The organism is Rhodococcus sp. 05-2256-B1 (genome assembly GCF_002258465.1).
Lineage (GTDB): Bacteria > Actinomycetota > Actinomycetes > Mycobacteriales > Mycobacteriaceae > Rhodococcoides > Rhodococcoides fascians.
The window spans coordinates 227,901-252,015 of sequence record NZ_NOZA01000030.1 but is presented as its reverse complement, the minus strand read 5'-3'; the positions used below and the strand labels follow the sequence as shown (position 1 = coordinate 252,015).

Here is a 24,115-nt window from a genome sequence, read left to right as displayed (position 1 = left end):
CGCCCGTCGGGTCAGAGCGTCAGTTGCATCAGGGTCAGGTCCAGCCAGCGCCCGAACTTGACCCCCACCTCCGGCATCTGTCCGACGCGAACGAATCCGAACTTCTCGTGCAGTGCGATGGACGTGGTGTTCTCGGATTCGATGAACCCCACCAACACGTGGATGTCGCCGCCTCGGGCGCGGTCGATCAATTCGCTCAGCAAGGCACTGGCCAGGCCGCGGCGATAGAAGTCGCGGTGGATGTACACCGAATGTTCCACCGAGTGCCGGTAGCCGCTCTTGACTCGCCACTGGCCGTACGACGCGTAGCCGGCGACCCGGCCGTCGACCTCCGCGGTGAGTACCGGGTACCCGGCAGCGATCCGTCCCTCGAACCACGCTGTGCGATCGGCGAGGTCCACCTGTTCCTCGTCCCAGATGGCGGTGGTGTTGGCGACCGCATCGTTGTGGATGTCGAGAATGTCGGGGAGGTCTTCTACCGTGGTGTCGCGAATATGCACTGGCAGAGGATAACCCGAGCTATCCGAGAAACACGTTGCGTCTCTTGGCAAGCAGTCGGTACAGCGTGTGCTGAATGGTTTCGCGCACGTGGTCGGTCAGCTCGAAGAGCACCATCGGATCCTCGAACGCGGTGGCGTCGTAGGAGTCGGTGTGGATGGGCTTGCCGAACTCGATGTACCACTTCGACGGCAACGGAATCAGGCCCAGCGGCCCGAGGTGCGGGAAGAACGGTGTCACCGGGAAGTACGGCATCCCCATCAGTCGTGCCAGCGGGGCGATGTCGCCGATCTTCGGGTAGATCTCCTCGGACCCGACGATGGAGCACGGAATGATCGGCGCACCCGTTCGCAGTGCAGCCGAGACGAAGCCGCCGCGGCCGAACCGCTGCAACTTGTACCGCTCGCTGAACGGTTTGCCGATCCCCTTGAAGCCCTCCGGGAACACGGCGGCAACTTCCCCGGTGCGCAGCAGCCGCTCCGCGTCGGGATTGCACGCCAGCGTATGCCCGGCCTTGCGGGCGATCGTGCCGACGCCGGGCATCTCGAATGCCATGTCGGCAGCCAACATTCGCAACGGCCGGTGGGCAGGGTGATGATCGCGCACGGCAACCGACGTCATCAGCGCATCGACCGGTACGACTCCGGCGTGGTTGGCCACGACGAGCGCACCTCCCTCGGCGGGGATGTTCTCGATGCCCTTGACCTCGACGCGGAACCATTTGTCGAACAGCGGACGCAGCAGCGGCAGCCACACGGCATCGGCGAAGTGCGGGTCGTAGCCGAACTCGTCGACGCTGTAGTCGCCGGCCAGGCGTCGACGCACGAACTCGGCGACCGAGGAGATCTGGTCGACGATCGCGGTCTTGGTGTCGTCGATCATCGACAGCACGGGTGCCGCTTCTGCGGCGATCGTGGCCGCAGAAGCGGCGGGGGTCGGGTCCACCAGCGGCGTCGGCTCACGTGGATCGGCGTAGGCCGATGGGTGCCGCTCGCGTGAACCCTGCGCTGCGCGGGCGGACCGGGCGGACGCGCCGCCGTGCAAGGGAATGACTTTGGCCACGTCGCTCACCTGTCCGCTCCGGATTCTCGCGCCGTGTCGGCACTGCCGAGCGCGGCCAGTACGCGCGCCGCGGACGCCCCCGTGTCGACGGCCCCGAGCAGCCGATTCTCGATCGCGTCGACCCATTCGGTTCGGACGACCGGCCGCAGCGCTGCGCCCCGGACGAAGTCGTCGAACGCCTGGACTGTGGTCCACCGAGGCTCGAACCCGAGGACGGACCGCATCCGTGTGGTGTCCAGCCCGCAACCGAAATGGAAGTAATCGAGTTGCTCGGTGGTGAATTCGCGCATCATTCCGCCCATGAGTGCCCGCCCCACGCTCCTGAACAGTGGAAACGGCACCGGAACCTGCACTCGACCGGCACGTCGAATGGCCTGCGAGAGCATGATGGTGCCGTCGGCACCGATGTTGAACGTGCCTGCAGGCCCGCCGATGGTCGCGCGTTCGAGGGCCGCAAGGGCGTCTTCCTCGTGCAACAGCTGCATGCGCGCGTCGCGTCCGACGATGCTCGGGATCAGCGGTGACGTCATGTACCGCGAGATGGTGCCGTTGAGCCGCGGGCCGATCAGTGGGGCCATACGCAGGATCGATACCGCGATGTCCGGGCGACGACGACCGAGTCCGCGAATGTAGCCCTCGATGTCGATGGTGTCCTTGGCGTACGCGCCGCTCGGTGGGCGTCGGGCACTCATCTCCTCGGTGAATTTCACCGGATCCTTGGCGCTGCATCCGTATACCGAGGACGACGACCGCAGGACCACCTTCTCCACGGTCGGCGACTTCTGGCACACCGCGAACAGCTGCATGGCTCCGATGACGTTGAGGTCTTTCATCGTCGCGCGGCCGCCGGATTTCGGAGGCTTGGCGACCGTGGCCGCATGCACGACGGTATCGACGCCGGCGTTACGAATCACCTTGCCGATCAACGGGTTTCGAATATCGGCACGAACGAATTCCGCGCGACCCATACGTCGCAGCAGATCTTTGCTCGGAGATTTCTCGTCGACAGCGATGACACGTTCGATGCGAGGGTTCTGAGCGAGGCGGGTGACGAGGTATCCGCCGAGGAATCGACTGGCACCGGTCACGAGCACCACTCGGGGCGCGGCAACACCACGATCGCTCGGACTCACTGCGCCTCCCCAACTTCGGCTCCCGTGCCGAGCCTACTGGATCGACAGGTTTCCGCGAGGCCTGAAAGGAAAGGAGGCCTGGAAGGAAAGATGCAACTCGCCTTCGAACGAGCAGAGCCCGCCACCGATGGTGACGGGCTCGGCCGTGAAGCAGATGACGGCAGGCTTATTTGCCGAGTTTCCTGCGCTGCACGCGGGTACGACGAAGCAGCTTGCGGTGCTTCTTCTTCGACATGCGCTTGCGACGCTTCTTGATCACTGAACCCATGCGGGTGTCCTCACGTTCTTCTCTAGCGTTTTCGCGCACGCCGTTTGCGTACGCCTACCTGACAACCAAGCCCGAAGGCTTCGAGCCAACAACCTTGGTCACCGAGCTGGCGCTGGGGCCACGTACTCGCCCACGGCTGCACACCGGCTGGCTGGCACGACGAACGCCAATCCTACCGGTGTGAGCCGTGACTTACGAAACCGGCCCGGTCTTACGACCTAGCTACGTGCACTAGCCTGCGTCGAAATACGAGGTCTCGAGATAGTCGTGTACCGCCTTGGCGTGCACACGAAAAGATCGACCCACCCGTACTGCGGGCAGCTCTCCGCCGTGCACCAGTCGGTACACGGTCATTTTCGAAACTCTCATCAGAGTCGCCACCTCGGCGACAGTGAGGAACTGTGTTCCGGCCAGAGCCGGTTGACCGTCCGGGGACGAACCCTTGGACGGCTTGTTTATAGACGCCATCAATCCACTTACCTCCGGCACGTCTCATGCGGCAGGCTTCCCCTCCTGCCGAACAGACACGCACGTGCTGCCCCCGAGCCTATAGGGACAGATGGGGTTACTGCGACGGGTGTGGGGAAAAGATTTTTTATTCTGCTGTGATGCCCATCTCAATCGATCGGGCGTTGGCTGCACCGAGAGCATCGAAAAACGCAGCTCGGAGGCCGTTTCGCTCCAATTCGCGCACCGCCGCGGCGGTCGTTCCGCCCGGGGAGGTCACGGCGTACCGAAGCTCGCTGGCGGACTCGTCCGAGCGATCCAGCATCGCTCCCGACCCCACCATCGTCTGTGCGACGAGTGCAGACGCGACATCCCGGCTCAATCCCAGGCCCACTCCCGCGTCGATCATGGCCTCGGCGACCAGGAAGAAATAGGCCGGACCGGACCCGGACACGGCCGTCACCGCGTCGAGCTGATGTTCCTTGACGACGACGACCTTGCCGACGGCCGAGAGGATGGAGCGCACGAGCTCGAGGTGCTCGGCGCGGGCGTACTTCCCCGGGGCCAGCACACTGACGCCCTCCCCTACCAGCATGGGGGTGTTGGGCATGACCCGTACGACCGGGAATCCGGCGGGGAGCTTGGGCTCGAACTTGGCGGTGGGCACGCCTGCGGCGAGCGAGACGATGAGTTGTTCGCGGTCACCGTCGAGCTCGATCTTGGTGATCTGATTCAGTGCGCCTTCGACGTCGGCCGGCTTGACCGCCAGCACGATGACGTCGGCTCCCTCGGCCGCGTCGGCGACACTGGCGGTCAGTACTCCGAAGTCCTTCGCGATCTCTTTGGCGCGCGGCTCGGACTTCTCGGCGACCACGAGGTCGCGCACGGCGTGACCGGCCTCGAGGAGTCCCGCAATCAATGCCTCGCCGATCCGTCCGCCACCGATCACTGCAATTCTCGTCATACGGCCAAGCCTGCCATGTCAGTTCGAGCGCGGCACCATCGCCAACTGTCGGCTCTGCACCACCACGGCACCGGTCGAGTCGAGTATCAGGTGGTCCTCCTCGAACCAGGTGCTGCCGATGACGGAGCTGGTCGCTGCCACTCGCAGCCACCCCGGAGCCGGGCGGCGACGCAGATATGTCGTCAGCTGGACCGTCGGTGCCCAACCGAACATTCCGCGGTTCATCGTCACCGGGGCCGAGATGTCGCCTGCCATCAACGCGAAGAGCACCGACGTGTCGGCGTCTGCTTCGTCGCCCGCGAAGGGGCGCACCCACAGTCGAATTTCGGCCTCACCCTGCTGACCGGTGAGAAACGATGCCGACGACGGTTCGATCCGCATCTCGCAGCCCTTGGCCACGTGCACGATCGACGCCATGGGGTGATCGCCTGCCACCGCGAGGGTGTCCGCAGGAGGCTCCGCGGCCATCGACGTCAGCGACAACGGGGTTTCGTGGTTCGGTTCCTCCGAGTCGGGCCGACCGAGGGTGACCACCGCCCGCACTGCGACACGTCCGGCCTGAGTCAGCTCGACGTCGACGTGCGAGACCTGCCTGCCGCGCTTGCGCACGATCGTCGTGAGCGCCACTTCGCCGGGATCGGGCGCGGCCAGATAACTGACGCTGACGGCCAACGGCTGGATCTCGACCTGGGCCGGGTCGATCAGCACGATCTGCTGACGCGCCGCGGCCGCGCAGATGGCGAGCATCGCCCCGCCGTGCACTTTGGGGCCGATGGTCCAGGTGGAATCGATCGCACCGGCGAAGGACGCCGTGTCTGCGGAGACGTCGAGTGGGACCAGTGTGGTTGCGGCCCGGAACGGGCTGGTGGAACTCATTCCGGACAACTTACCGGCAGTCAGGACAGGTGTGCGCGGGCGAACTGCAGCGCCTGGTCCAGCATCGACGAACGCTCGGGCACCGTGCGCGCATTCTGAGTGTTGATCTCGATGACGGCTTGGCCGTCGAATCCACGCCGCACCAGTTCGGTGCAGACCTGGGCGCAGGGCTGGCTGCCGTGCCCCGGGATCAGATGCTCGTCCACGGACGCGCCGCGTCCGTCGGCCAGATGCAGGTGCGCTATCCCGTCGCCCATCCGGTCGAGCATCTCGAGTGCGTCGGAGCCCGCCGTCGCGGTGTGCGAGAGGTCGAGTGTGTAGTGGCCGTGACCGACATCGGTCGGGTCGTACGACGGCGAGAACGCCGACAGCGCCGCTCCCGGGCCTCCGCGTCGTTCCAGCCGCTGGGCGGATTTCTCCTTGCGCCCGAAGAATCTGTCGGCACGCATCGGGAACATGTTCTCCACTGCGACCACGACGTGGGAGTTCGATTCCAGTTCCGCCACCTGATCGGCGAATCCATCGCTGTACTTGCGCTGCCAGCGGAACGGCGGATGCACGACGACGGTCGCCGAACCCAACTTCTCGGCCACTTCGACCGACCGGGCCAGTTTGACGATCGGATCCGATCCCCACACCCGCTGTGAGATCAGCAGACACGGCGCATGGATGGCCTGCACCGGTATCGAGTACTCACGTGACAGCGCAGCCACCGCATCGACGTTCTGACTGATCGATTCGGCCCACACCATCAGTTCGACGCCGTCGTAACCCAGATCGGCGGCATAGCGAAACGCTGCCTCGGTGTTCTGCGGGTACACCGAGGCCGTGGACAATCCGACCTTGATTCGCTTCGCCGCCATCGTTGTCGAAACTCAACCGGTACTGAGCTGGAAGGCCAACGGACCGAGCGTGACGAACACACCGACGGCGATGGCAATGACGATCGAGACCAAATCGTCGGTACGCCGGAGAATCCTCACCACGGCGACGAGACCGACGATGACCAGCACCGACAGCACCAGTGCCACCCATGGCAGCACGTCCCACAGCTGCTCGAAGCCCTTGAACAGCAGCGCACCGACGACGATCGACACGACGGCCTGCCCGATGAGCACCAGCCACTGCCGAACCGCGCCGCCCTTGCCCTTGACCGGGGACTTGTCCTTGCTCGCCGTGTCTTTGCTCGCCTGATCCTTACTCGCCGACTTGCGACGATCGGCACGCGACCCGGTACTCGGGGTGTCGGCGGTCTTCGGGTCGGCGGTCGTCGAGTCGGCAGGGTCGTCGTCGGTGGTCGGCTTCGTGAGGTCGACTACCTCGGGTATGACCTGAGTGCCGGCCTCGTCGGCCGATCCATCAGTGGCCTTCTCGTCAGCGATCTTCTTGTCAGCGGTCTTCTTGTCAGCGGTCTTCTTGTCAGCGGTCTTCTTGTCGGCGGTCTTCTTGTCGTCGACCTCGTTAGCGCGCGTGATGCGCGGGGTGACCGCGGTCTTCGCCAGGTCGTCCACCTCGACGAGAGCGGCATGTGGGCTCTCCACGAGCGGCGCACGCGAGGTCACGTCGGTCTTGGGTTCGGCGGATTCGGTCGAACGCGGCGGCTGGAATCCCGCCGATCGACGGGCCCGTCCCTGCTCGGCCTGGGTCGACCCGTACGGGCGTCGCTCCGATCCTTGCGCGGCAGGAGCAGCGGGCCGCAACCCGCGCGCGGTGTCGTCGTGAGATCGATTGAGCAGGTCTCCGGCGACGGTCGTGGAGCCCGACAGCAGTTCCGGTTCGGGCTGCTGCTTGTCGCGCTTGCCTGCCGGTTGGTGCGGGGTCGGGCGTGCGCTCTGGGGCCGGGCCGGTTGCGGCCTGGACGACGTGGTCGTGTCGCCGTCGGATGCGCTGCTCGTGGTCTCGTTCGCAGCGGTATCGGGAGCTTCGTCCCGCGGCTCGTCGACGACGGGTGCGCTGCGGTCCCCGGGTTCGTCACGAACGACGGGAATCTCCCCGGTCAGTTCGGCCACGGAGATGCCGCCCTTGACGCCTCGCCGGCGTCGCCCTCCTGCCGTCAGGTTGGTCTTCTGGCCGTTTCTGGCCAACAGCTCGGCGACCGAGATCTGCCCGGTGTCTTCCGGGTTGGCGTCGCTCATCGTGAACTCCCCACCAGATCGCCGTCGGCTTCGGTGTCCAGCTTCCTCAAAATCAAACCTTCCCTCAGCGCCCACGGACAGATCTCGAGTGATTCCACCGACAGTGCCCGCATGCTCGCCTCCGCGACCAGCGCCCCGGCCACCAGTTGTGGTGACCTGTCGGCACTGATGCCTTCCAATTCTGCACGGTCGGCGGCCGTCATCCGCGATATGAACGCGATGAGTTGCCTCAGACCGCTCGCCGTCAGCGTTCTCGTCACCCGCGGACCGGCCGCGGAAGGCGCAGCACCGGTCAAGCGAGCCAACGAACGAAATGTCTTCGACGTTCCCACAGCACGGTCCGCATCCCCCGCAGCCAACAGTTCTTTGGCCGGTGTCGCGAGTTCGGCATCCAACCAGTCACGAAGCACGGCGATACGACGCTTTCCCGGAGGATCCTCGTCGAGCCAGTCCCGGGTGAGGCGGCCGGCACCGAGCTGCAGGGAGAACGCCACGTCGGGATTCTCGTCGCTGCCGCTGGTCAGTTCCAGCGATCCGCCGCCGATGTCGAGTCCGAGGATGCGCCCGGCGCTCCAGCCGTACCAGCGGCGCACGGCCAGGAACGTCAATCTGGCCTCGTCCACGCCCGACAGGGTTTCCAGGGCCACTCCGGTCTCGGCGAGAACCCGCGCGAGAACGTCGTCGGAGTTGTAGGCGTCGCGCACCGCGGAGGTGGCGAACGCCATCAGTTCACTACAACCCGACCGAGCGGCGATGGCGGCGAACTCACGCACCTCGTCGACGAGCCGATCGGCACCCGCAGGAGTGATGTTGCCGAACGCGTCGGTGTTCTCCGACAGGCGCAACGTCGCCTTGCTCGAGCTCATCGGCGTCGGGTGTGCGCCACGGTGTGCGTCCACTACGAGCAGATGCACCGTGTTGCTACCGACGTCGAGCACCCCTAATCGCACAACCCCACGGTACTGGGTCTACCGTCGTCGTTTGTGACAGCAGGTCGTGAGCAGCAGTCGTTCGCTGCAGAGGTCGAGTTGGATTTCCCGCGAGAATGGGTCGAGTTTCCCGACCCCGACAACTCCGAACATGTCATTGCCGCCGATCTGACGTGGCTGTTGTCCAACTGGACCTGCGTGTTCGGTACCCCCGCCTGCCAGGGCACCGTCGAGGGTCGCCCCGACGACGGATGCTGTTCGCACGGCGCGTTCCTGTCCGACGAGGACGACAAACGCAAGCTCGACGAGTCGGTGAAGTTGCTCACGCCGCAGGACTGGCAGCTGATGGACAAGGGTCTGGGCAAGAAGGGATACGTCGAATACGACGATCTCGACGACGAGCAATCTCTGCGCACGCGGCGGTACAAGGGTGCGTGCATCTTCCAGAACCGACCCGGGTTCGAGGGTGGCATCGGGTGCGCATTGCATTCGATGGCGCTGCGCAAAGGCATCGAGCCGCTCGAGGTCAAGCCCGACGTGTGTTGGCAGTTGCCCATCAGGCGCACCCAGGATTGGGTGACGCGTCCCGACGGCTCCGAGATTCTCAAGACCACCATCGGCGAGTACGACCGACGCGGTTGGGGCGAAGGCGGACTCGATCTGCACTGGTACTGCTCCGGCTCACCCGACGCGCACGTCGGAGCCAAGCAGGTGTTCGAGTCGTACAAGCCGGAATTGACCGAGTTGCTCGGCAAGGCCGCGTACGAGGAATTGGCGTCCCTGTGCAAGCGTCGCCGTGGCCTGGGTCTGATCGCCGTACATCCGGCTACTCGTGAGGCCCAGCGCCGGTAGCGGCTGGCGCCGCACGTGAGTGGAAACTCGTAGCCCACTACGCTTTTCCACTCACATGCCGCAGGCTCTACCCCTCGAGCTTGTAGCCCAGACCGCGCACGGTGACGAGATGCTCCGGCTTGGCCGGGTCGGTCTCGATTTTCGACCGCAGTCGTTTGACGTGCACGTCGAGAGTCTTCGTGTCGCCCACGTAGTCCGCACCCCACACTCGGTCGATCAACTGACCCCTGGTCAAGACCCGGCCGGAGTTGCGCAGCAGGTATTCGAGTAGGTCGAACTCTTTGAGCGGCAACGTGATCTGATCGGATCCGACCATCACCACGTGGCGTTCGACGTCCATCCGCACCGGCCCGGCCTCGAGCACTCCGGTGTCGGTGCCGCCATCGACCTCGGCGTCACTGCCGCGGCGCAGTACGGCGCGGATACGAGCGATCAGCTCACGGGCCGAATACGGCTTGGTGACGTAGTCGTCGGCACCGAGTTCGAGCCCGACGACCTTGTCGATCTCACTGTCGCGCGCGGTCACCATGATCACCGGAACGCCTGAGCGCGAACGCAATTGCTTGCACACGTCGGTGCCGCTCATTCCGGGAAGCATCAGGTCGAGCAGCACGATGTCCGCGCCGGCACGATCGAATTCGGCCAGAGCCGACGGTCCGTCGCCGACGACGGTGGCCTCGAACCCCTCTTTGCGGAGCAGGAAGGCCAGTGGATCGGCCAACGACTCTTCGTCTTCCACGATCAGAACGTTGGTCACTGATTCTCTCTTTCTGTAACCGCGGCGTCGTCTTCTTCTTCGAAGTACGCGGGGATCTGGAGGGTGAAGGTGGATCCGGTGCCCAGCTTGCTCCACAGCGAGATGCTGCCGTTGTGGTTGGCTGCGACGTGTTTGGCGATGGCAAGGCCGAGGCCTGTCCCGCCGGTGGCCCGCGACCGAGCTTTGTCGACGCGGAAGAATCTCTCGAAGACGCGTTCCTGGTCCGCCTTGGCGATACCGATTCCTCGGTCGGTGACGGCGAACGCGACGTTCGAGCCGCGCAATGCCCTACTGACCGAAACGGGCGAACCGTCGGAGGAGTACGCGATCGCGTTCTGGATGAGATTGGCGAGCGCCGTCACCAGTAGCGCCTGGTCGCCGAGTACTTCGAGCCCGCTCGGGTGGTCGGTGGTGACGGAGATGCCCGCGTTCTCGGCAGCGAGTTTGGACCGGTCCATCGCCTCGTTGACGACGGTGTCCACGTCCACCACTTCCAGGTCGGGCAGTTTCTCGGCCCCCTGCAGACGCGACAGTGCGATCAGCTCGGTCACCATGTTGCCCAGGCGCTTGGATTCGGCGACGACCTTGCCGCCGAAGTGCCGGACGGAGTCGGGATCGTCGGCGGATTCGAGCAGCGCCTCGGCCAGCAGGCTCATGGCACCGACCGGTGTCTTGAGTTCGTGACTGACGTTGGCCACGAAGTCACGACGCGTGGCCTCCATCCGTACCTGCTCGGAATCGTCGTCGGCGAAGAGAACGACGAACCGTCGGTCCTCTTTGCTGAGCAGTCTCGCGACGCACCGAACGGCGATCTTGTCGCGGCCGGGCCGGGGGGCCTTGGCACTGAGATCGACTTCGACGGGATTGCCGTCGGACAGCACTTTCGTCGCCGCGGCCCACGCCCGCTCGTCGATGGAACGGTTACGCACCAGTCCGAGCTCCTCGGCCCGAGGATTCGACAACACGACGTCGTGAAATTGATCGACGACGGCGATACCGCTCTCCGACGCCAGCACGATCAGGTCCAGTACCTGCGACATCGTCAATCCGGAGGTGGCGCGGCGGCGCTCCGAGTGTCGAGTGTTGAGGTACGGGATCAGAACACCGCCGACGAGGTATCCCACGAAGGCCGCGGCAATTGCCAGTAGTACGGCCGATGCAACACTCACACCGGAATCGTACGTTCGATGGACGGCTCACATACGCAGGGTGCAGGCATTTCCCTGGTCGTCATAGCCCTCGTCGGCAGTGTTCTTCGTTCGTTCACCTGCAGTTTCGACAAACTGCCGGTTTGTGCGTGGCGGAGTTACTTACCGCCCTGGTTTGCCACGGCAGCCGCACCCGCAGCCGCTGCTTCCGGATCCAGGTAGGTGCCACCCGGATTGGTCGGCTTCAGCTTGCCGTCGACCTCGGTGAGGTCGTACTGCAGTGGGATGCCGGTGGGGATGTTCAGTTCGGCGATGTCCGCGTCGGAGATCTCGTCGAGGTACTTCACGAGTGCACGCAGCGAGTTGCCGTGTGCGGCGACGAGCACGTTCTTGCCGGCCTTCAGATCGGCGACGATCGTCTCCTCGAAGTACGGGATGAGCCGTTCGACGACGTCGGCGAGGCATTCGGTCAGCGGAACGCTGTCCAGGTCGGCGTAGCGGGGATCGGCATCCTGGCTGAACTCGCTGCCGACCTCGATGGCGGGCGGCGGGGTGTCGTAGCTACGACGCCACAGCATGAACTGCTCGTTGCCGTACTTGTCCTTGGTCTCGGCCTTGTTCAAGCCCTGCAGTGCGCCGTAGTGCCGCTCATTCAGACGCCAATCGCGCACGACGGGGATCCAGTGCCGCTCGGCCGCGTCGAGCGCGAGGTTCGCGGTGCTGATCGCGCGGCGCAGCAGCGAGGTGTACAGCAGGTCGGGCAGGACGCCCGCCTCGGCGAGGAGCTGGCCGGCGCGCTTGCCCTCGGCCTCGCCCTTCTCGGTCAGTCGCACGTCGACCCAGCCGGTGAACTGGTTGGACGCGTTCCATTCGCTCTCGCCGTGACGAAGCAGAATCAGGGTTCCGATACTCATGTGGTCAGTTTCTCATGCGGGACGCTGGGGAGTGGAGCCTGCGGAACGACCTATCGCTGGGGGTCGTGGCCCGCGTGCGACGAGCACGCCTACGACGACGATCATGACGACCGCGGTGAGGGTGATCGGGATGGGAATGATCGGGTCGAACAACACGAGCACGGCACCGACCGGAACTGCGATGTTGACGACGCGATCCGCGTGGGCGCGGATGGCGATCAGCCACACTCCGAGGACGAATATCGCAATCGGAACCGTGACGGTGAACGACGCGGCGACGTCGCCGAGCTTGCTGTGTTCGGTGAGCACGTCGATCTCGACCTCGATGCCGGCCGAGAACGCGCCCGCCGCCGCGAAGATGAAGTAGTGCGTGTAGCCGTAGATCAGCGAGTTGCCGAACTTTCCGATGGCCCGGTGATGCGGCGGCCAGAAGTAGATCCACCACAGACTCGCGGTGACGACGAGGGTGAGGACGGAAATCGAGATCAACGGTGCCAGAGCCGTCTCGTCGTGCAGCGCTTCGATGATGGCGTTGGCCGATGCGAGCAGACTCTCGCCGAGCAGTATCAGCGTGAACAGCCCGTAGCGTTCGGTGATGTGGTGCGGGTGCCATGGCGTCGACCCGCTGCGTTCGGCGATCAGTGGAACCGCCATTTCCGCGGCTGCCAGGACGAAGAACAAGACGATGGCGGCTGTGCCGTCGAACAGCACCAGCCAGAGAATCCACAGAACTTGAACGCCCGCAATGCCTGTCGCGTATGTCAGTGCGGTCTTCTTGTAGTCACCGGTCCGAGACGCTCGAACCCATTGCGTCACCATCGCCACGCGCATCACGACGTAGCCGAACACGACGACCGCAAAGTCCTTGTCCACGAACGCTGATTCGACTCCGGCGGCGAGCACCAGCACGCCGGCCATCTGTACGACGGTCAGCGTTCGATAGAGCCAGTCGTCGGTATCGAAGGAGGTGGCGAACCACGTGAAGTTCATCCACGCCCACCAGATCGCGAAGAACACGAGGGCGTAGCTGAGCAGACCGTCGGCGACGTGGTTCTCGGTGAGCGCGTGATGTAGTTGCACCGCCGCGATACTGACGGCCACGACGAACACGAGGTCGAAGAACAATTCGAGTGGACTCGCCGCGCGATGCGGTTCGTTCGGATCGCGCGGAAGCATCTGTACCAGCCGGGCCGTGGAAAGATTCACGAAGGCAGAGTATGGCATCCGATTCGCGAATGTTGTCGTGATTGCGTTGCCGTAGTTGCCTTTACGGACATTTCGGGCAGGGTCGACGGTATGGCGTTGGCGATTCACGGAACCTCCCACCCTTTGTGACGACCGCGCGCCGGGGTTCCCCGCATAGCGGGGGTGCGAGGTCCGGAGAAAGGGTGTGAGGTTGCGCGACTACTCCCCCAGCGCCGCCCCGATCTCGCCGACCCGAGCTCCCACGCTCTGATCAACCTCTTCGGTGTCGACGAAATAGCGACGAAACACCGAGCGCATCAATTCGACGACCTCGATATGTTGCCTGATCGCAACAGCCGCCGACCGTTCCTCACCATCGGCCAGTCGCTTGAACTTGCGACCCAGCTGTCGAGCTGAAGGAAGCGTTCCGAATGCGTCGAGATCGACGAGATAAGCGGTCTTGGTCAACATGTCATCCAGGTGGTCCAAGTAACTTGCGCACACCGTGTCGCAACGAGACGCGACTTCGTCGGGTATTTCAAGGACTCCTGCCTCCGCCTGATCGGACAGCTCACGCCACCTCTCCACGGCATTCCACAGGTGTTCGGAGCCAGTAGCCACAGTGAATCTCCTGAATTCGGTCTAGTTCGTGCGGGGTGGCAGAAACTCGTGAAGCGCGTTGGCGACTCGGTCGAGTTCGACGCACGGGTCGCCCAGCGGGGCCCGAGAACCGCGTCCGTCAAGAATGAAGTACACGATTCCTCCGTCGACCTCATTCGCAATGCCACAATTGACCTCGACCGCCTGGCCGGCCCTCCGGAACTCCACTCCACCGTCGACCTCGTCGCCGAATTCCTGAAAGCGTTCGTTCTGCTTCAAATACCCGAGATCGTGAAATGAAGAGAACACCCCGACGTAGAACCAAGATCCGGGGTCAGGGTTCTTCCAACTGCACACCTTCCACTCGGATGTCGCGGAGTTTCCTCCACGGAGGGCCGGTTCCTTACTTTCCACATCCAATCCCGCGGCCTCGACGGCATTGTCCGGGATGGTGCATGGATCCCAGGGCTCGGTGGCGATCGGCGCAACGCTGGTCGACGTCGGCAACGCAGCATTCGGGGCACTCGGCGTCGACTCACCACATCCGGCGACCAGCATCATCAGTCCGACCACACCCGTCACCCAGCGCCCTATTGCTCTCACAACTGGTTGGACGCGGCGAGCCCCGACTCGGTTCCCCGGCAACCTCACACACCTACTACCGACTGCGCGCCCCGCTCACTCAGGAGCAAGGGCGCGCAGTCGACAAATGCGGTGTGAGGTCACCACCGAGCGGGCATCAGCCGCAGTTCGACGGTGCCGGCTCTCCTCGGAATCGTGCGTCCACGTAGGCGTAGGCCTCGGGCAGTCCGACGATGGATCCGCTGAAGTGCTCGGCGAGCGGATACGCCCGGAACTGCACGGTTGCCCCGGCTGCGCAGTAGCGGTCGACCGTCTCCTTCACCGGTGCGTAGGGGGTGATGAAGTCGTTGATTCCATGCCAGATGTACACCGGGGCCGTGGGGACGCCGTCGTAGTCGACGAGACTGTTCTTCTTCAGTACCGCCTGCGCAGAGGGCAGGGACGCGATGTCGACGTTCGACAGATCTCTTGCGCTCTTGAACGCTCCGCCGATGATGATGGGGCGCCTGCATTCGTTGCTCACGCGATCTCGCAGGGCCAGGCCCGCTGCATTCAGGTTCTCCGAGACGGGGAATTCGGTCGGGTATTCACGTTCGAGTCCCAGTGATGCCGCGAGTGCCATTCCGAAGGCGGGGTGGGGAATCGCGCTGTAACCCAGGTTCTGTGCGATCAATCCCAGGTCAGCCGGGGTTCCACCGTGCACGCTGGCCACGATGTTCAGCTCCGGCGCGTAGGTGGGTGCCATGGCACCGGCCCACGAGGTCGCCAGTGCACCTCCCGAGTAACCCAGCAAAGCAACGGGACTGTCCTTCAGCGGCAACTGCTCGAAGTTCTGCACGGCCCGCACACCGTCGAGCGTCAAACGACCTTCGTACTCCGCGGCTCCGTAGGCTCCGGTCGGGCCGAGGTAATCCGGCACCGCAACCGCCCACCCGCGGGCGACCATACCGACGTACAGGCTCGGCGCTTCACCGATCTCGTATGTGAAAAGACCATGTGACGGTGCACATTTGACGCCCAGAGCATTGATGACGGCTTGATAGGACACCAGTGGGGTTCCCGCGCCCTTGCCTCGCGGCATCAGCACGGTCGTCACCGCGGCGACGGGTGCACCTGCGGAGTTGGTGGACCGATACTTGAGTTGCCAGATGTCGGTGTTGGGGTACATCCAGGCGTCGGCCCGTCGGCTGGCCAGGATGTCACCCGGCGCGTGATCGGCGATGTCGGCCGGTGCCGCGTAGAAGACGTCCGGATCCGGGGCCGTCGGCGCGGGAGCCGCCGAAGCTGTTGTGCCCACTGCGAACAGGGACGCGCAGAGTGCCACCAGGATGGACCCCAGGGTAAAGAACTTTCGGATCACAGCGAGCCTTTCGGGTGAGCAAAATCGAAGATCACGGGACTACGGGAAGAGAAAGCTGGTTGATCGGATCCATCGAGGACACGGTGACGTCCGCTGGGCCCGGCCCACCTGCGAAGGAAGGATCCGACGCGGTGATCTCGACGGCGACGCGATGACCGCGGTCGAATCGATGGACGATGCTCGGTAGCGAGATGGTCACCGGTTCACCGGATCCGGTGAGTACGGCGGGTGCAAGGAGTCCGTGAATCGGGCTCCGCGCACCGTCGGGTGCTACGTCGAGCACGGTGACGAAGACGGTCGCGGGACCGGACACCGTGGGACCGATGGACAGTTCCGGTGAGCCGACGACGTCGATGGGTTCGGTCAGTGGCGGAGTCGTCCAGTGCGCGGCAGAGCCGGGTAGCGAGACCCGCGGCACGGGCAACTCGGCCGCGAGATTCGACAGTCCGAACGTGGTGGGCATCGACGCACCTGCACCCCGAATCGTCTGCGTCCACACTTCGTTGGACGAATCCCCCTCCGCCAGTGATCCATTCGACAAACGGAACGTGCGGCGAGCACCGACGGGAAATGTCTCGGATTCGACGTAGGCCGGCGACGCGACGCCGGTGTAGGGCACCCAGTCCCGGAAGTAGGTGAAAGCCGGTCCTGGGTCGACGTCACGATCCTTGAGGTGTCGGTCGAGCCAATTGCCCACCAGTGCCGCTTCGTGCTGAGTGAACGGGTCGGGGGCCTTGATGTCGAACTCACCCGGATAACCCTTGCGATCGTTGTGTCCCCACGAGTGCCAGACCATGGACGTTTCCACTCCCCGCGCCCGCAGGGCCTCGAATGTAGCTGCGGCCTCGTCGAGACTGAACAGCGAATCTTTCTGCCCCTGCGTGAGCAACACCGGCACATCGACTCGATCGAGATAGTCCACCGGTGAGACATGACGCATCGCCGCCAGAGTTCCCGGGTCGGGTTCGCGATTGGCCGTGAAGGCGGACGCGGCGTCGCACACCCACTGGGCGTAGTTCGGGCACCCCTGTGCCCGTGCCGGATCGACGGCGTATCCGCCCGGTCCGGTCAGAACGGCACCGGCGGCCAGAAATGCCGAACCGAACACGCTCTTGACCGGCCCGACGGATCTGCGGCCGGCCCCGTCCGGTGCCAACGACCGCGCCAGATCGTTCCAGGTGATCATCGACGCGACGGTGTCCAATCGTGGATCGACCGCCGCCGTCGCCAATCCCGTTGCGCCGGCATAGGAACCGCCGAGGTAGCCGACGCGCGGGTCACCCGGCGCGTCGAGGCGAACCACATCCAGTGCGGGGGCGGCCACCGTCCGTGCGGGATCGGTGAACACCCCGCCGCTCGCACCGGCGAGATAGCCGATCAGAGCCGATGCGGCCATGCCGTCGTAATCGGGATCGGCGAAGTAGATCTTGCATGTCGAGCCGCCGAAACCCAGAGCCGAGTACGTCAGAACCACGTAGCCGTGAGTGGCGAATCTGGCAGCGGCACCGGCCTGGTCGTCCTTGGATCCGCCGAAACCGTTGCTGGTCAGAATGGCTGGAGCTCGGTGGTCCGGTCCCAGCCCGACAGGAACGTACACATCTCCGACGACGGTGCAGTGCTGGTCGTGTTCCGGCCCCACTACGACGTCGAAGTACCGAGTCTGCACCGAGAAGTCGCCGAGCGCCTGCGGTGCCAGGACCGGAAGATCCGCTGCATATCCGGGCGCGGAAGCCGCGACCAGTGCCGTCGTCACAGCAGCGACGACGGTTGCCAGTCGTCTCATCGGAGGCAGTTCGTCGGCGGCGCGACACCCCGGAACCTGTTGTCCAGGAATGTCAGTGCCGCGGGAAGGCCCTCGAACGCAGCCTGGATGTGCTGCGGTGCGTGCACGACGTCGAACTGCAGTGTGGCACCACTCGCGCAGTACCGAGCAGCAGTGTCACGCAACGCACCGATCGGAATGAGCGGATCGTTGTCGCTTCCCCACAGAAGTGTGGGTGCCGTCGGCACACCGGCGTACTTGACCAGACTGTTCTCGTCGATGATCTGCTGCGCCTCGGGGCTGTCCACCAACGACGTAGTGGTCGAGACCGCCAGCGCGCTCTTGAAGGCTCCGGTCGCAAGGATCACCGGCGTGCACGCATTCGACACCTGATCCTTCAACGCCAGACCGGTGGGATTGAGCTGCGCGGTGATCGGCAGGCGATCCGGGTATTCGCGTTCGAGTCCGAGGGCGGCCGCGAACGCGAGACCGAATGCCTGATGGGGCTGAAAACCCAACGCGCGAGCAATGTTGTCCAGATCCGCAGGCACACCTCCGGCTGCGGCACCCACGATGTTCAGCTCGGGTGCATAGCTGGGAGCGAGCGCCGCGGCCCACGCCGTCGCCATACCGCCGCCGGAGTAACCGGCCATACCTACCGGACTCGCTACCAAACCGAGTTCCGGCACGCGCTGTGCGGCGCGGACGCCGTCGAGCGTGATCTGTCCGCCCAACTTGGCTGCGCCGTACGCACTTTTCGGCCCGAGGTGGTCCGGTACCGCCACGGTCCATCCACGCATCAGCGCGAGGTTGAGAAATTCACGTTCCTGCACACCGGTCGTCGGGTCGGCACCGAACAGGGACTCCGACGGTGCGCACTGCAATCCGAGCGCATTGACGAACGGCTGATACGACAGCAGAGGCCCACCGGGTGCACGGTTCGTCGGTGCCAGAACCGTTGTCACTGCGGCGATGGCGTCGCCTCGGGAATCGGACGACCGGTACTGGAGCTGCCAGATGTCGGCACCGGGATACAGGGGGCTCGAAAACCGCCGACTGGCAACGACATCGCCATTGTTCTTCCCGTTCAGGTCCGCAGGCGCCGCATACAACGTGCCGGGTACCGGGGCCGGATCACCGGGCGCAGCCGACGCATGGGGAGCAGATACGAACAACAGCGACATCAACCCGACGACGAGTGTCGAGGTCACGAGGGTGCGAAACATGGTGTAACTCTTCTCGATTTCGATCGGCCCGAACTCCTGGTCCGGGTGAGACATTGTCGGATACTGTTGCGGAACAATCACTTACGAATACTCACGGCACACCCTGGGAGACCATCGACGAGCTGCGTTCGATGACGCCGCGGGGCAGCGCGGCCGCGAATGCGGTGGCCACCACCATGGTCGCGGCCAGCCCGAACAACACCGTCCGCTGAGACGCCAGATAGTCCGCGGCAACCGGCTCCGCAGGAAGCAGACCGAAGTACAGGGCCCCGGTCACCGCGGTTCCCACAGCCGATCCCACTTGTTGGACGGTCGGCAGAATTCCCGAGGCCGAGCCGATGGCGTGCGGGGCCACCCCCGCGACGATGGTGCTCTGCAACGGCGCGATCACCGACCCGAGACCCGCGCCGAGTACCCCGAGCGGCACGACCGCCCACCAGGGAAAGCCGGCACGGTCCAGGTATTCTGTGGTGACGCCGAGAACGAGCAGAGCCAGTCCCATGGCGGCCGCGCCGGCCGCAACGACGCGAGAATCCCAGTGGTGGAACGAGATCGGCGCGGCCACGGAAGCGAGCACTGCCCCGAGCGCGAAGGGAACAGTGATCACTCCCACCGTCGACGCGCTCTCCCCCAGTCCGGATTGCAGTGTCACCGACATCGTCAGAACGAACCCGGTGAAGGTCCCGTACACGAGAGCCGATACGGCGCATCCCACGGAGAATCCTCGCTCACCGAAGACGCCGATGTTCACCATGACGTGTGCTCCTGCAGCACGTCGACGACGCTCCCACATCGCGAACCCGGCCAGCGTCGTCAGACCGAGCGTAGCCGCGGGCAACGCTGCGGCGACACTCGAGCTGATCATGACGGGACAGACGATCAGCAGGGCCCCGATCGACCACAGGACGGCACCGACCGGGTCGAACCGCCCGCCGTGTCCGGCCGGGACCTGCTCGGTACCCGATGCCACGAACCTGCGGCCGAGAACGACCGCCGCCGCCGCGATCGGGACGTTGATCAGAAACAGTGCTCGCCAACCGGTTCCGAGGATGTCGAGGTGCAGCAGCGCTGCGCCGATGGACGGCCCGGCGAGCCCGGCCAGCCCCGCGGTGCCACCGTACAGCGCGAACGCGGTGGTGCGCCGCGTGCCGGAGTAGGCCGCTGTCACGATCGCCACCGTCTGCGCCGACATCGCCGCTCCCGCGAGCCCCTGCAGCACGCGAGCGAGGACGAGCAGTTCGACCGTGGGCGCGTAGGCGCAGAGCACCGATGTCACGGCGAACAGCGCAGTGCCGGTGACGAATACCGTTCTGCGCCCGAACACCTCACCTGCGCGCGCCATCGTGAGCAGCGCGCAGGCGAAGGCGAGCAGATACGCCGTCGGGATCCAGACCTGCTGGGTGCCCGACGCGTCGAGGTCACGCGCGATCGTCGGCAACGCCACGGTGACGGCGGTGACGTCGATCATCTGCATCGTGACGGCCAGCAGGCAGGCACCCAGCGTCAGCCACGACCCGCGGCGAGGGAGCGTCATACCCTGCTGACGTCCGGAAGCTCGTGGGCCAACACGTGAGCCTCGGGTGGCTGTGGGATGTAGTCGCCCTTGTCGACCACGGCGGCGTAGATTTCGGAGATCTTGGAGAAGTACAGGTCGATCGAACGATCGGCCTCGTCGGTGCCCGGGTACAGGAACTCGACGCCGGTGTGGTCCTCGAAGCGGTTGATCCACATGAAGACTTCCTCGGAACTGCCGCGGTTGCCGTACAGACCCGCTCCCGCCGCATCCAATTCGGCTTCGCCCGGCAACTTGCGAACGTCGACGTACGAGATCATCGGCGCGGTCCATCCCGGCTGCGTCGTGATTCCGTGTTCCGGCAAGGCCAGCTCGAGCACCCGGTGGTACGAGGTGTTCGCCAGCAACTTTCCGGAGTCGAATGCTGCCTGTGCGAGCACTGCGAGGGTACGGAACGTCGGCTGCTCACCGAGGTCGAATTGCACCGGAATCAGGCTCGAATACCACCCGATCGACGCGAATTCGCCCGGGGTCGCCCGCGTGCTCTTGGGCGTCAGACCGAGGTAGCTGCCCCGGCCGGCGAGCTCGTACTCCGCCAGCGCTGCGGCGGCGAAGATTCCGCCGATGAACTTGACTCCCACGGCTGCACACGCCTCGTCGACTGCCTGCGCGGTGGCACCGTCGAACAACGGGAACGAGCTGTGCGAGGTCCGCGTGTAGTCGATGCTGCTGCGTCCCAACGGAAGTGGGAACGTCGGCAGATCGCCCCCGTTGTCGGTGACCAAGTCGATCCAGGTCCGAACCGCAGGGCTCTCGAGAGTCGTCGCGTCGCTCTCGAGGCGTTCGCGCTGGCAGTACTCGAGGTAGCTGCCCGGGGTGAACAGGCCGTCGGACTCCCCCGTCACCGCGTTGCGATAGAGCTGGCGCAGTTCGTAGTAGGTCAGGGCCTGCGAGATGCCGTCGGTGTCGAGGTGATCGACCGCCGCGTACACCACGAAGTGATCGTCGTGTTCGATCGTTCCGAACGAGAAGCAGTCCCAGCTCTCGGGACCGGGCGTGCTGTCCTGCACGTGACGCCGAATGGCCTCGGAGTCCGCAGGCGTTCCGAAATCGGTCGCTTCGAGCGCGATGTCGGCGACGTCGACGAGGTGGCGCGTCGAACCCTCGGCCGTCGTCGAGAACCAGCTACGGAACGAATCGTGTCGGGTGACGAACGTGTTGAATGCTCGTCCCATCGCGGTGCGGTCCAGCGTGCCTTCGATCTTGAACGTCACCAGGCACAGCCGGGAGAATCGGAACGACGATCCCCGGTTGCGGTAGGCGCCTTCGAGATACGCCTGCTGGATGTGCGAGGGCGGTGCCGGGTGAACGGGCGCAGCCGCGGCAGCAGCTCGTGAGGCGACGGTGGGTGACCACGTGGTGAGCGGTCCTGGAGCGGGCTTCCACTCGTCGATGAGTCCGAATGCGACCACGACACAACCTTTCGAAGGAGACAGAGCGATTCGACGCGGCGAGGTGCGTCGGAGGGGCCAGTGCATCACCCGGGCAGAGGCCGAGAAACCCCGTCGACGAGCATTTTGGAAAATTGACAACGATTCGCGGGATATCTGTGTCAGAACTGAAGGATCGTCAACATTGTTGTCGACACCAGTGATTCGCATTACCGTCCAAAGGCACATCGCGCTCGCCGGATGTTTGTCGTGCGCGGCTCCCACAATGTCAGGAACCGTTGATGCCCAGTCGATTTCGCCTCGGTCAGGCGACCTTGTCGGCTCTGAGCGTGCTCGCCACCGTCGTCGTTCTCCTGTCGAGCGCACCGGGGTCGGCTTTCGCCGACACCGTCTCGTCGGTGGTCGGCGTCGAGGGAGTTGCCGACCGACGAGACATCGTGTGGGTGCATTCGGCAGCCATGGACCGCGATATCCAGCTCGACGTATTTCGGTCGGCACAGCCCGGTTCACCCACGCTCTATCTACTCAACGGAGCGGCGGGCGGTGACGGGGGAAGCAGCTGGTTCGACCAGACCGACATCGCCGGCTTCTTCGGAGACAAGAACGTCAACGTGGTGGTTCCGCGGGGCGGCGCTGCGAGCTATTACACCGACTGGTTGCACGACGATCCGGTACTGGGCCGAAACATGTGGTCCACCTTCCTCGGTCGCGAACTTCCTCCGGTGATGGATGCTCTGCTCGACGGCAACGGGGCCAATGCGGTCGCCGGTATATCGATGGCAGGCACGTCCGTTCTGCAGTTGGCCATCGCCCATCCCTCGGTGTATCGATCCGTCGCCGCGTTCAGTGGATGCGCACGCACCAGCGACCCGGTGGGTGCGATGTACGTCAGGTCCGTCGTCGAGGCCCGCGGCGGTGGGTCGACCGCCAACATGTGGGGACCACAGGGCAGCGCCGACTGGATTGCCAACGACCCCTACGTCAATGCCGAGGGGCTGCGCGGCATGGCCGTCTACATCTCGTCCGGAACGGGAGCGCCCGGTGCGTTCGACGTGCCGGGCGGCCCCGGTATCGGCAGCGATTACGGCAAGCTAGCCCAGCAACTCGCCGTCGGCGCAGTGATCGAGGCGACGACCGATGTGTGCTCGCAACAGATGCGGAAACGGTTGCAGGAGTTGAACATCGAGGCCACCTACAACTTCCGACCCAACGGGACCCATTCCTGGGCCTACTGGCAACAGGATCTGCACGATTCGTGGTCGGTGATCGCACCGTCGTTGGGGCTGCCGACCGGCCCGTCCTGAGCCGTGCACTCCTCGAGCGATGACGAAGGAAAAGCGATGAACCGAACCGACGTTGCGGGCACTCCGGCTCTGGCTGCCACCTGGGCCCGCTCTCCGTGGCCACTGGCAGACATCATCCGGGCCAAACGTGGCCGGACCGTCTCGGTCGTGCTGCCCGCTCTCGACGAGGAAGAGACCGTTGCCGGCGTCATCGCCTCGATGACTCCCCATCTGGGCAGCCTGATCGACGAGCTGGTGGTGCTGGATTCGGGATCGACCGACCGCACCGCGGCGCGGGCCCGCTGCGCCGGTGCCACCGTCGTCTCCAGGGAGGCCGCCCTACCCGGCACACCCGTGGTTCGCGGCAAGGGTGAAGCGCTGTGGCGCGGAGTGGCCGCCACCTCGGGCGACCTCGTGGTGTTCGTCGACTCCGATCTGGTCGATCCCGGTTCGCACTTCGTTCCCTCCCTCGTCGGTCCACTGGTCATGTCCGACGACGTCGAGTTGGTCAAAGGCTTCTACCGTCGGCCGCTGACGATCGGTGACACCACCGACGAGGACGGCGGCGGCCGCGTCACGCAGCTGACGGTACGTCCTCTACTGACGGCGCTTCGGCCCGAACTCGCCGGCGTCTTCCAACCGTTGGGCGGGGAATACGCCGCGACTCGTCGCCTCCTGGAAGCACTTCCGTTCGCCCCCGGCTACGGAGTCGAGATCGGTGTACTGCTCGATACGTGCGACCGGTTGGGTATCGGCGCGATCGGCCAGGTCGGACTGGGAACCCGACGGCATCGAAATCGGCCGACGTCGGAGTTGGCTGTCATGAGTCGGCAGATCATCGCCACGATGTTCTCGCGCCTGGGCCTGAGCGATTCCGGAGCCGGGTTCACCACGTTCTCCACCACCGGAACTCAGCTCTCGATGAGCGTGGCACCGTTGTCTCTCGTCGACCGTCCCCCACTGACCACCCTGGACGAATACAACCGCCTCACCCGATGCCCGGCGATGAGTGCACCCGGCTGATTCGAGCGCGGTTCCACGACAACCTCACACCCCTGCTACCGACTGAGCGCCCATGTTTGCGCCCGAGGAGGGTCGCGCGGTCGGAAAAATGGGTGCGCACTATCGAAACGTCTGCGCCACAACACAACACCCCGCCCCACTGAGTGT

At 64.9% G+C, this 24,115-nt stretch carries 24 protein-coding genes; 3 read left to right on the top strand and 21 right to left on the bottom strand.

Annotated features, from left to right (window positions below):
* Nucleotides 1–11: 11 nt before the first annotated feature.
* The 10 genes from CH285_RS18320 to CH285_RS18275 all read right to left on the bottom strand — a co-directional run bounded on the left by CH285_RS18320 (nucleotide 12) and on the right by CH285_RS18275 (nucleotide 8,333).
* Nucleotides 12–500 carry a GNAT family N-acetyltransferase gene (locus CH285_RS18320; RefSeq protein ID WP_032365213.1) on the bottom strand — a complete coding sequence of 163 codons (489 nt, stop codon included), beginning with the start codon at nucleotides 498–500 and terminating at the stop codon, nucleotides 12–14.
* 19 nt (nucleotides 501–519) lie between these two features.
* A complete protein-coding gene (locus CH285_RS18315) occupies nucleotides 520–1,569 on the bottom strand; it encodes a lysophospholipid acyltransferase family protein (RefSeq protein ID WP_027498354.1) in 1,050 nt (349 codons plus the stop codon).
* Complete coding sequence (locus CH285_RS18310; protein WP_255032528.1) at nucleotides 1,566–2,693, bottom strand: NAD-dependent epimerase/dehydratase family protein; 1,128 nt, start codon at nucleotides 2,691–2,693, stop codon at nucleotides 1,566–1,568. The genes CH285_RS18315 and CH285_RS18310 overlap by 4 nt, the downstream gene beginning before the upstream one ends.
* 166 nt (nucleotides 2,694–2,859) lie before the next feature.
* Nucleotides 2,860–2,961 carry a 30S ribosomal protein bS22 gene (locus tag CH285_RS18305; protein ID WP_003402602.1) on the bottom strand — a complete coding sequence of 34 codons (102 nt, stop codon included), beginning with the start codon at nucleotides 2,959–2,961 and terminating at the stop codon, nucleotides 2,860–2,862.
* A 231-nt stretch (nucleotides 2,962–3,192) separates the two neighbouring features.
* The gene (locus tag CH285_RS18300; RefSeq protein ID WP_008713658.1) at nucleotides 3,193–3,429 is read right to left on the bottom strand and encodes a helix-turn-helix domain-containing protein; all 237 of its coding nucleotides are present in this window, start codon (nucleotides 3,427–3,429) and stop codon (nucleotides 3,193–3,195) included.
* A gap of 127 nt (nucleotides 3,430–3,556) precedes the next feature.
* Entirely contained in the window at nucleotides 3,557–4,372 is an 816-nt protein-coding gene (gene proC, locus CH285_RS18295) for a pyrroline-5-carboxylate reductase (protein ID WP_027498355.1), read from the bottom strand.
* Nucleotides 4,373–4,390: 18 nt separating this feature from the next.
* Nucleotides 4,391–5,248: a thioesterase family protein gene (locus CH285_RS18290; RefSeq protein WP_032369773.1), complete on the bottom strand. Its 858-nt coding sequence runs from the start codon at nucleotides 5,246–5,248 to the stop codon at nucleotides 4,391–4,393.
* A gap of 20 nt (nucleotides 5,249–5,268) precedes the next feature.
* Nucleotides 5,269–6,111, bottom strand: coding sequence for a sugar phosphate isomerase/epimerase family protein (locus tag CH285_RS18285; RefSeq protein WP_032365210.1), 843 nt, complete (start codon nucleotides 6,109–6,111; stop codon nucleotides 5,269–5,271).
* Between the two features lie 12 nt (nucleotides 6,112–6,123).
* A complete protein-coding gene (locus CH285_RS18280; protein ID WP_094643925.1) occupies nucleotides 6,124–7,383 on the bottom strand; it encodes a hypothetical protein in 1,260 nt (419 codons plus the stop codon).
* Nucleotides 7,380–8,333, bottom strand: a complete 954-nt coding sequence (locus CH285_RS18275; RefSeq protein ID WP_032365208.1) for a Ppx/GppA phosphatase family protein — start codon at nucleotides 8,331–8,333, stop codon at nucleotides 7,380–7,382. The genes CH285_RS18280 and CH285_RS18275 overlap by 4 nt, the downstream gene beginning before the upstream one ends.
* A gap of 33 nt (nucleotides 8,334–8,366) precedes the next feature.
* Between CH285_RS18275 and CH285_RS18270 the strand changes: the two genes are divergently transcribed.
* Nucleotides 8,367–9,164 (top strand): hypothetical protein, encoded by a 798-nt coding sequence (locus CH285_RS18270; protein ID WP_032365207.1) that lies wholly within the window; start codon nucleotides 8,367–8,369, stop codon nucleotides 9,162–9,164.
* 67 nt (nucleotides 9,165–9,231) lie between these two features.
* Here the strand turns inward: CH285_RS18270 and CH285_RS18265 are convergent, their stop codons facing one another.
* From CH285_RS18265 to CH285_RS18215, 11 genes are all read right to left on the bottom strand, one after another.
* On the bottom strand, nucleotides 9,232–9,921 hold the full coding sequence (locus tag CH285_RS18265) for a response regulator transcription factor (RefSeq protein WP_027498361.1): 690 nt from the start codon (nucleotides 9,919–9,921) through the stop codon (nucleotides 9,232–9,234).
* Nucleotides 9,918–11,090 carry a sensor histidine kinase gene (locus CH285_RS18260; protein ID WP_027498362.1) on the bottom strand — a complete coding sequence of 391 codons (1,173 nt, stop codon included), beginning with the start codon at nucleotides 11,088–11,090 and terminating at the stop codon, nucleotides 9,918–9,920. Before CH285_RS18260 ends, CH285_RS18265 begins: the two co-directional genes overlap by 4 nt.
* Before the next feature lie 137 nt (nucleotides 11,091–11,227).
* Complete coding sequence (locus CH285_RS18255; protein WP_032365206.1) at nucleotides 11,228–11,983, bottom strand: phosphoglyceromutase; 756 nt, start codon at nucleotides 11,981–11,983, stop codon at nucleotides 11,228–11,230.
* A gap of 12 nt (nucleotides 11,984–11,995) precedes the next feature.
* A complete protein-coding gene (locus tag CH285_RS18250; RefSeq protein WP_094644049.1) occupies nucleotides 11,996–13,159 on the bottom strand; it encodes a low temperature requirement protein A in 1,164 nt (387 codons plus the stop codon).
* 228 nt (nucleotides 13,160–13,387) lie between these two features.
* Nucleotides 13,388–13,789 (bottom strand): hypothetical protein, encoded by a 402-nt coding sequence (locus tag CH285_RS18245; protein WP_094643924.1) that lies wholly within the window; start codon nucleotides 13,787–13,789, stop codon nucleotides 13,388–13,390.
* 21 nt (nucleotides 13,790–13,810) lie between these two features.
* Entirely contained in the window at nucleotides 13,811–14,350 is a 540-nt protein-coding gene (locus CH285_RS18240) for a DUF3558 domain-containing protein (protein ID WP_094660301.1), read from the bottom strand.
* A 157-nt stretch (nucleotides 14,351–14,507) separates the two neighbouring features.
* Nucleotides 14,508–15,707 (bottom strand): lipase family protein, encoded by a 1,200-nt coding sequence (locus CH285_RS18235; protein ID WP_371828524.1) that lies wholly within the window; start codon nucleotides 15,705–15,707, stop codon nucleotides 14,508–14,510.
* A 34-nt stretch (nucleotides 15,708–15,741) separates the two neighbouring features.
* Nucleotides 15,742–17,493, bottom strand: a complete 1,752-nt coding sequence (locus CH285_RS18230; RefSeq protein ID WP_094643922.1) for a CocE/NonD family hydrolase — start codon at nucleotides 17,491–17,493, stop codon at nucleotides 15,742–15,744.
* Nucleotides 17,490–18,698 carry a lipase family protein gene (locus CH285_RS18225; protein WP_032369919.1) on the bottom strand — a complete coding sequence of 403 codons (1,209 nt, stop codon included), beginning with the start codon at nucleotides 18,696–18,698 and terminating at the stop codon, nucleotides 17,490–17,492. The genes CH285_RS18230 and CH285_RS18225 overlap by 4 nt, the downstream gene beginning before the upstream one ends.
* 91 nt (nucleotides 18,699–18,789) lie before the next feature.
* Nucleotides 18,790–20,232, bottom strand: coding sequence for an MFS transporter (locus CH285_RS18220; RefSeq protein WP_094643921.1), 1,443 nt, complete (start codon nucleotides 20,230–20,232; stop codon nucleotides 18,790–18,792).
* On the bottom strand, nucleotides 20,229–21,683 hold the full coding sequence (locus CH285_RS18215) for a condensation domain-containing protein (RefSeq protein ID WP_094643920.1): 1,455 nt from the start codon (nucleotides 21,681–21,683) through the stop codon (nucleotides 20,229–20,231). Before CH285_RS18215 ends, CH285_RS18220 begins: the two co-directional genes overlap by 4 nt.
* Before the next feature lie 260 nt (nucleotides 21,684–21,943).
* On the opposite strand from CH285_RS18215, the gene CH285_RS18210 reads away from it, so the two are divergent.
* Together CH285_RS18210 and CH285_RS18205 are read left to right on the top strand one after the other, a co-directional pair.
* Nucleotides 21,944–22,966 carry an alpha/beta hydrolase gene (locus tag CH285_RS18210; RefSeq protein ID WP_094643919.1) on the top strand — a complete coding sequence of 341 codons (1,023 nt, stop codon included), beginning with the start codon at nucleotides 21,944–21,946 and terminating at the stop codon, nucleotides 22,964–22,966.
* Nucleotides 22,967–23,002: 36 nt separating this feature from the next.
* Nucleotides 23,003–23,968, top strand: coding sequence for a glucosyl-3-phosphoglycerate synthase (locus tag CH285_RS18205; RefSeq protein ID WP_027498370.1), 966 nt, complete (start codon nucleotides 23,003–23,005; stop codon nucleotides 23,966–23,968).
* Nucleotides 23,969–24,115: the final 147 nt, after the last annotated feature.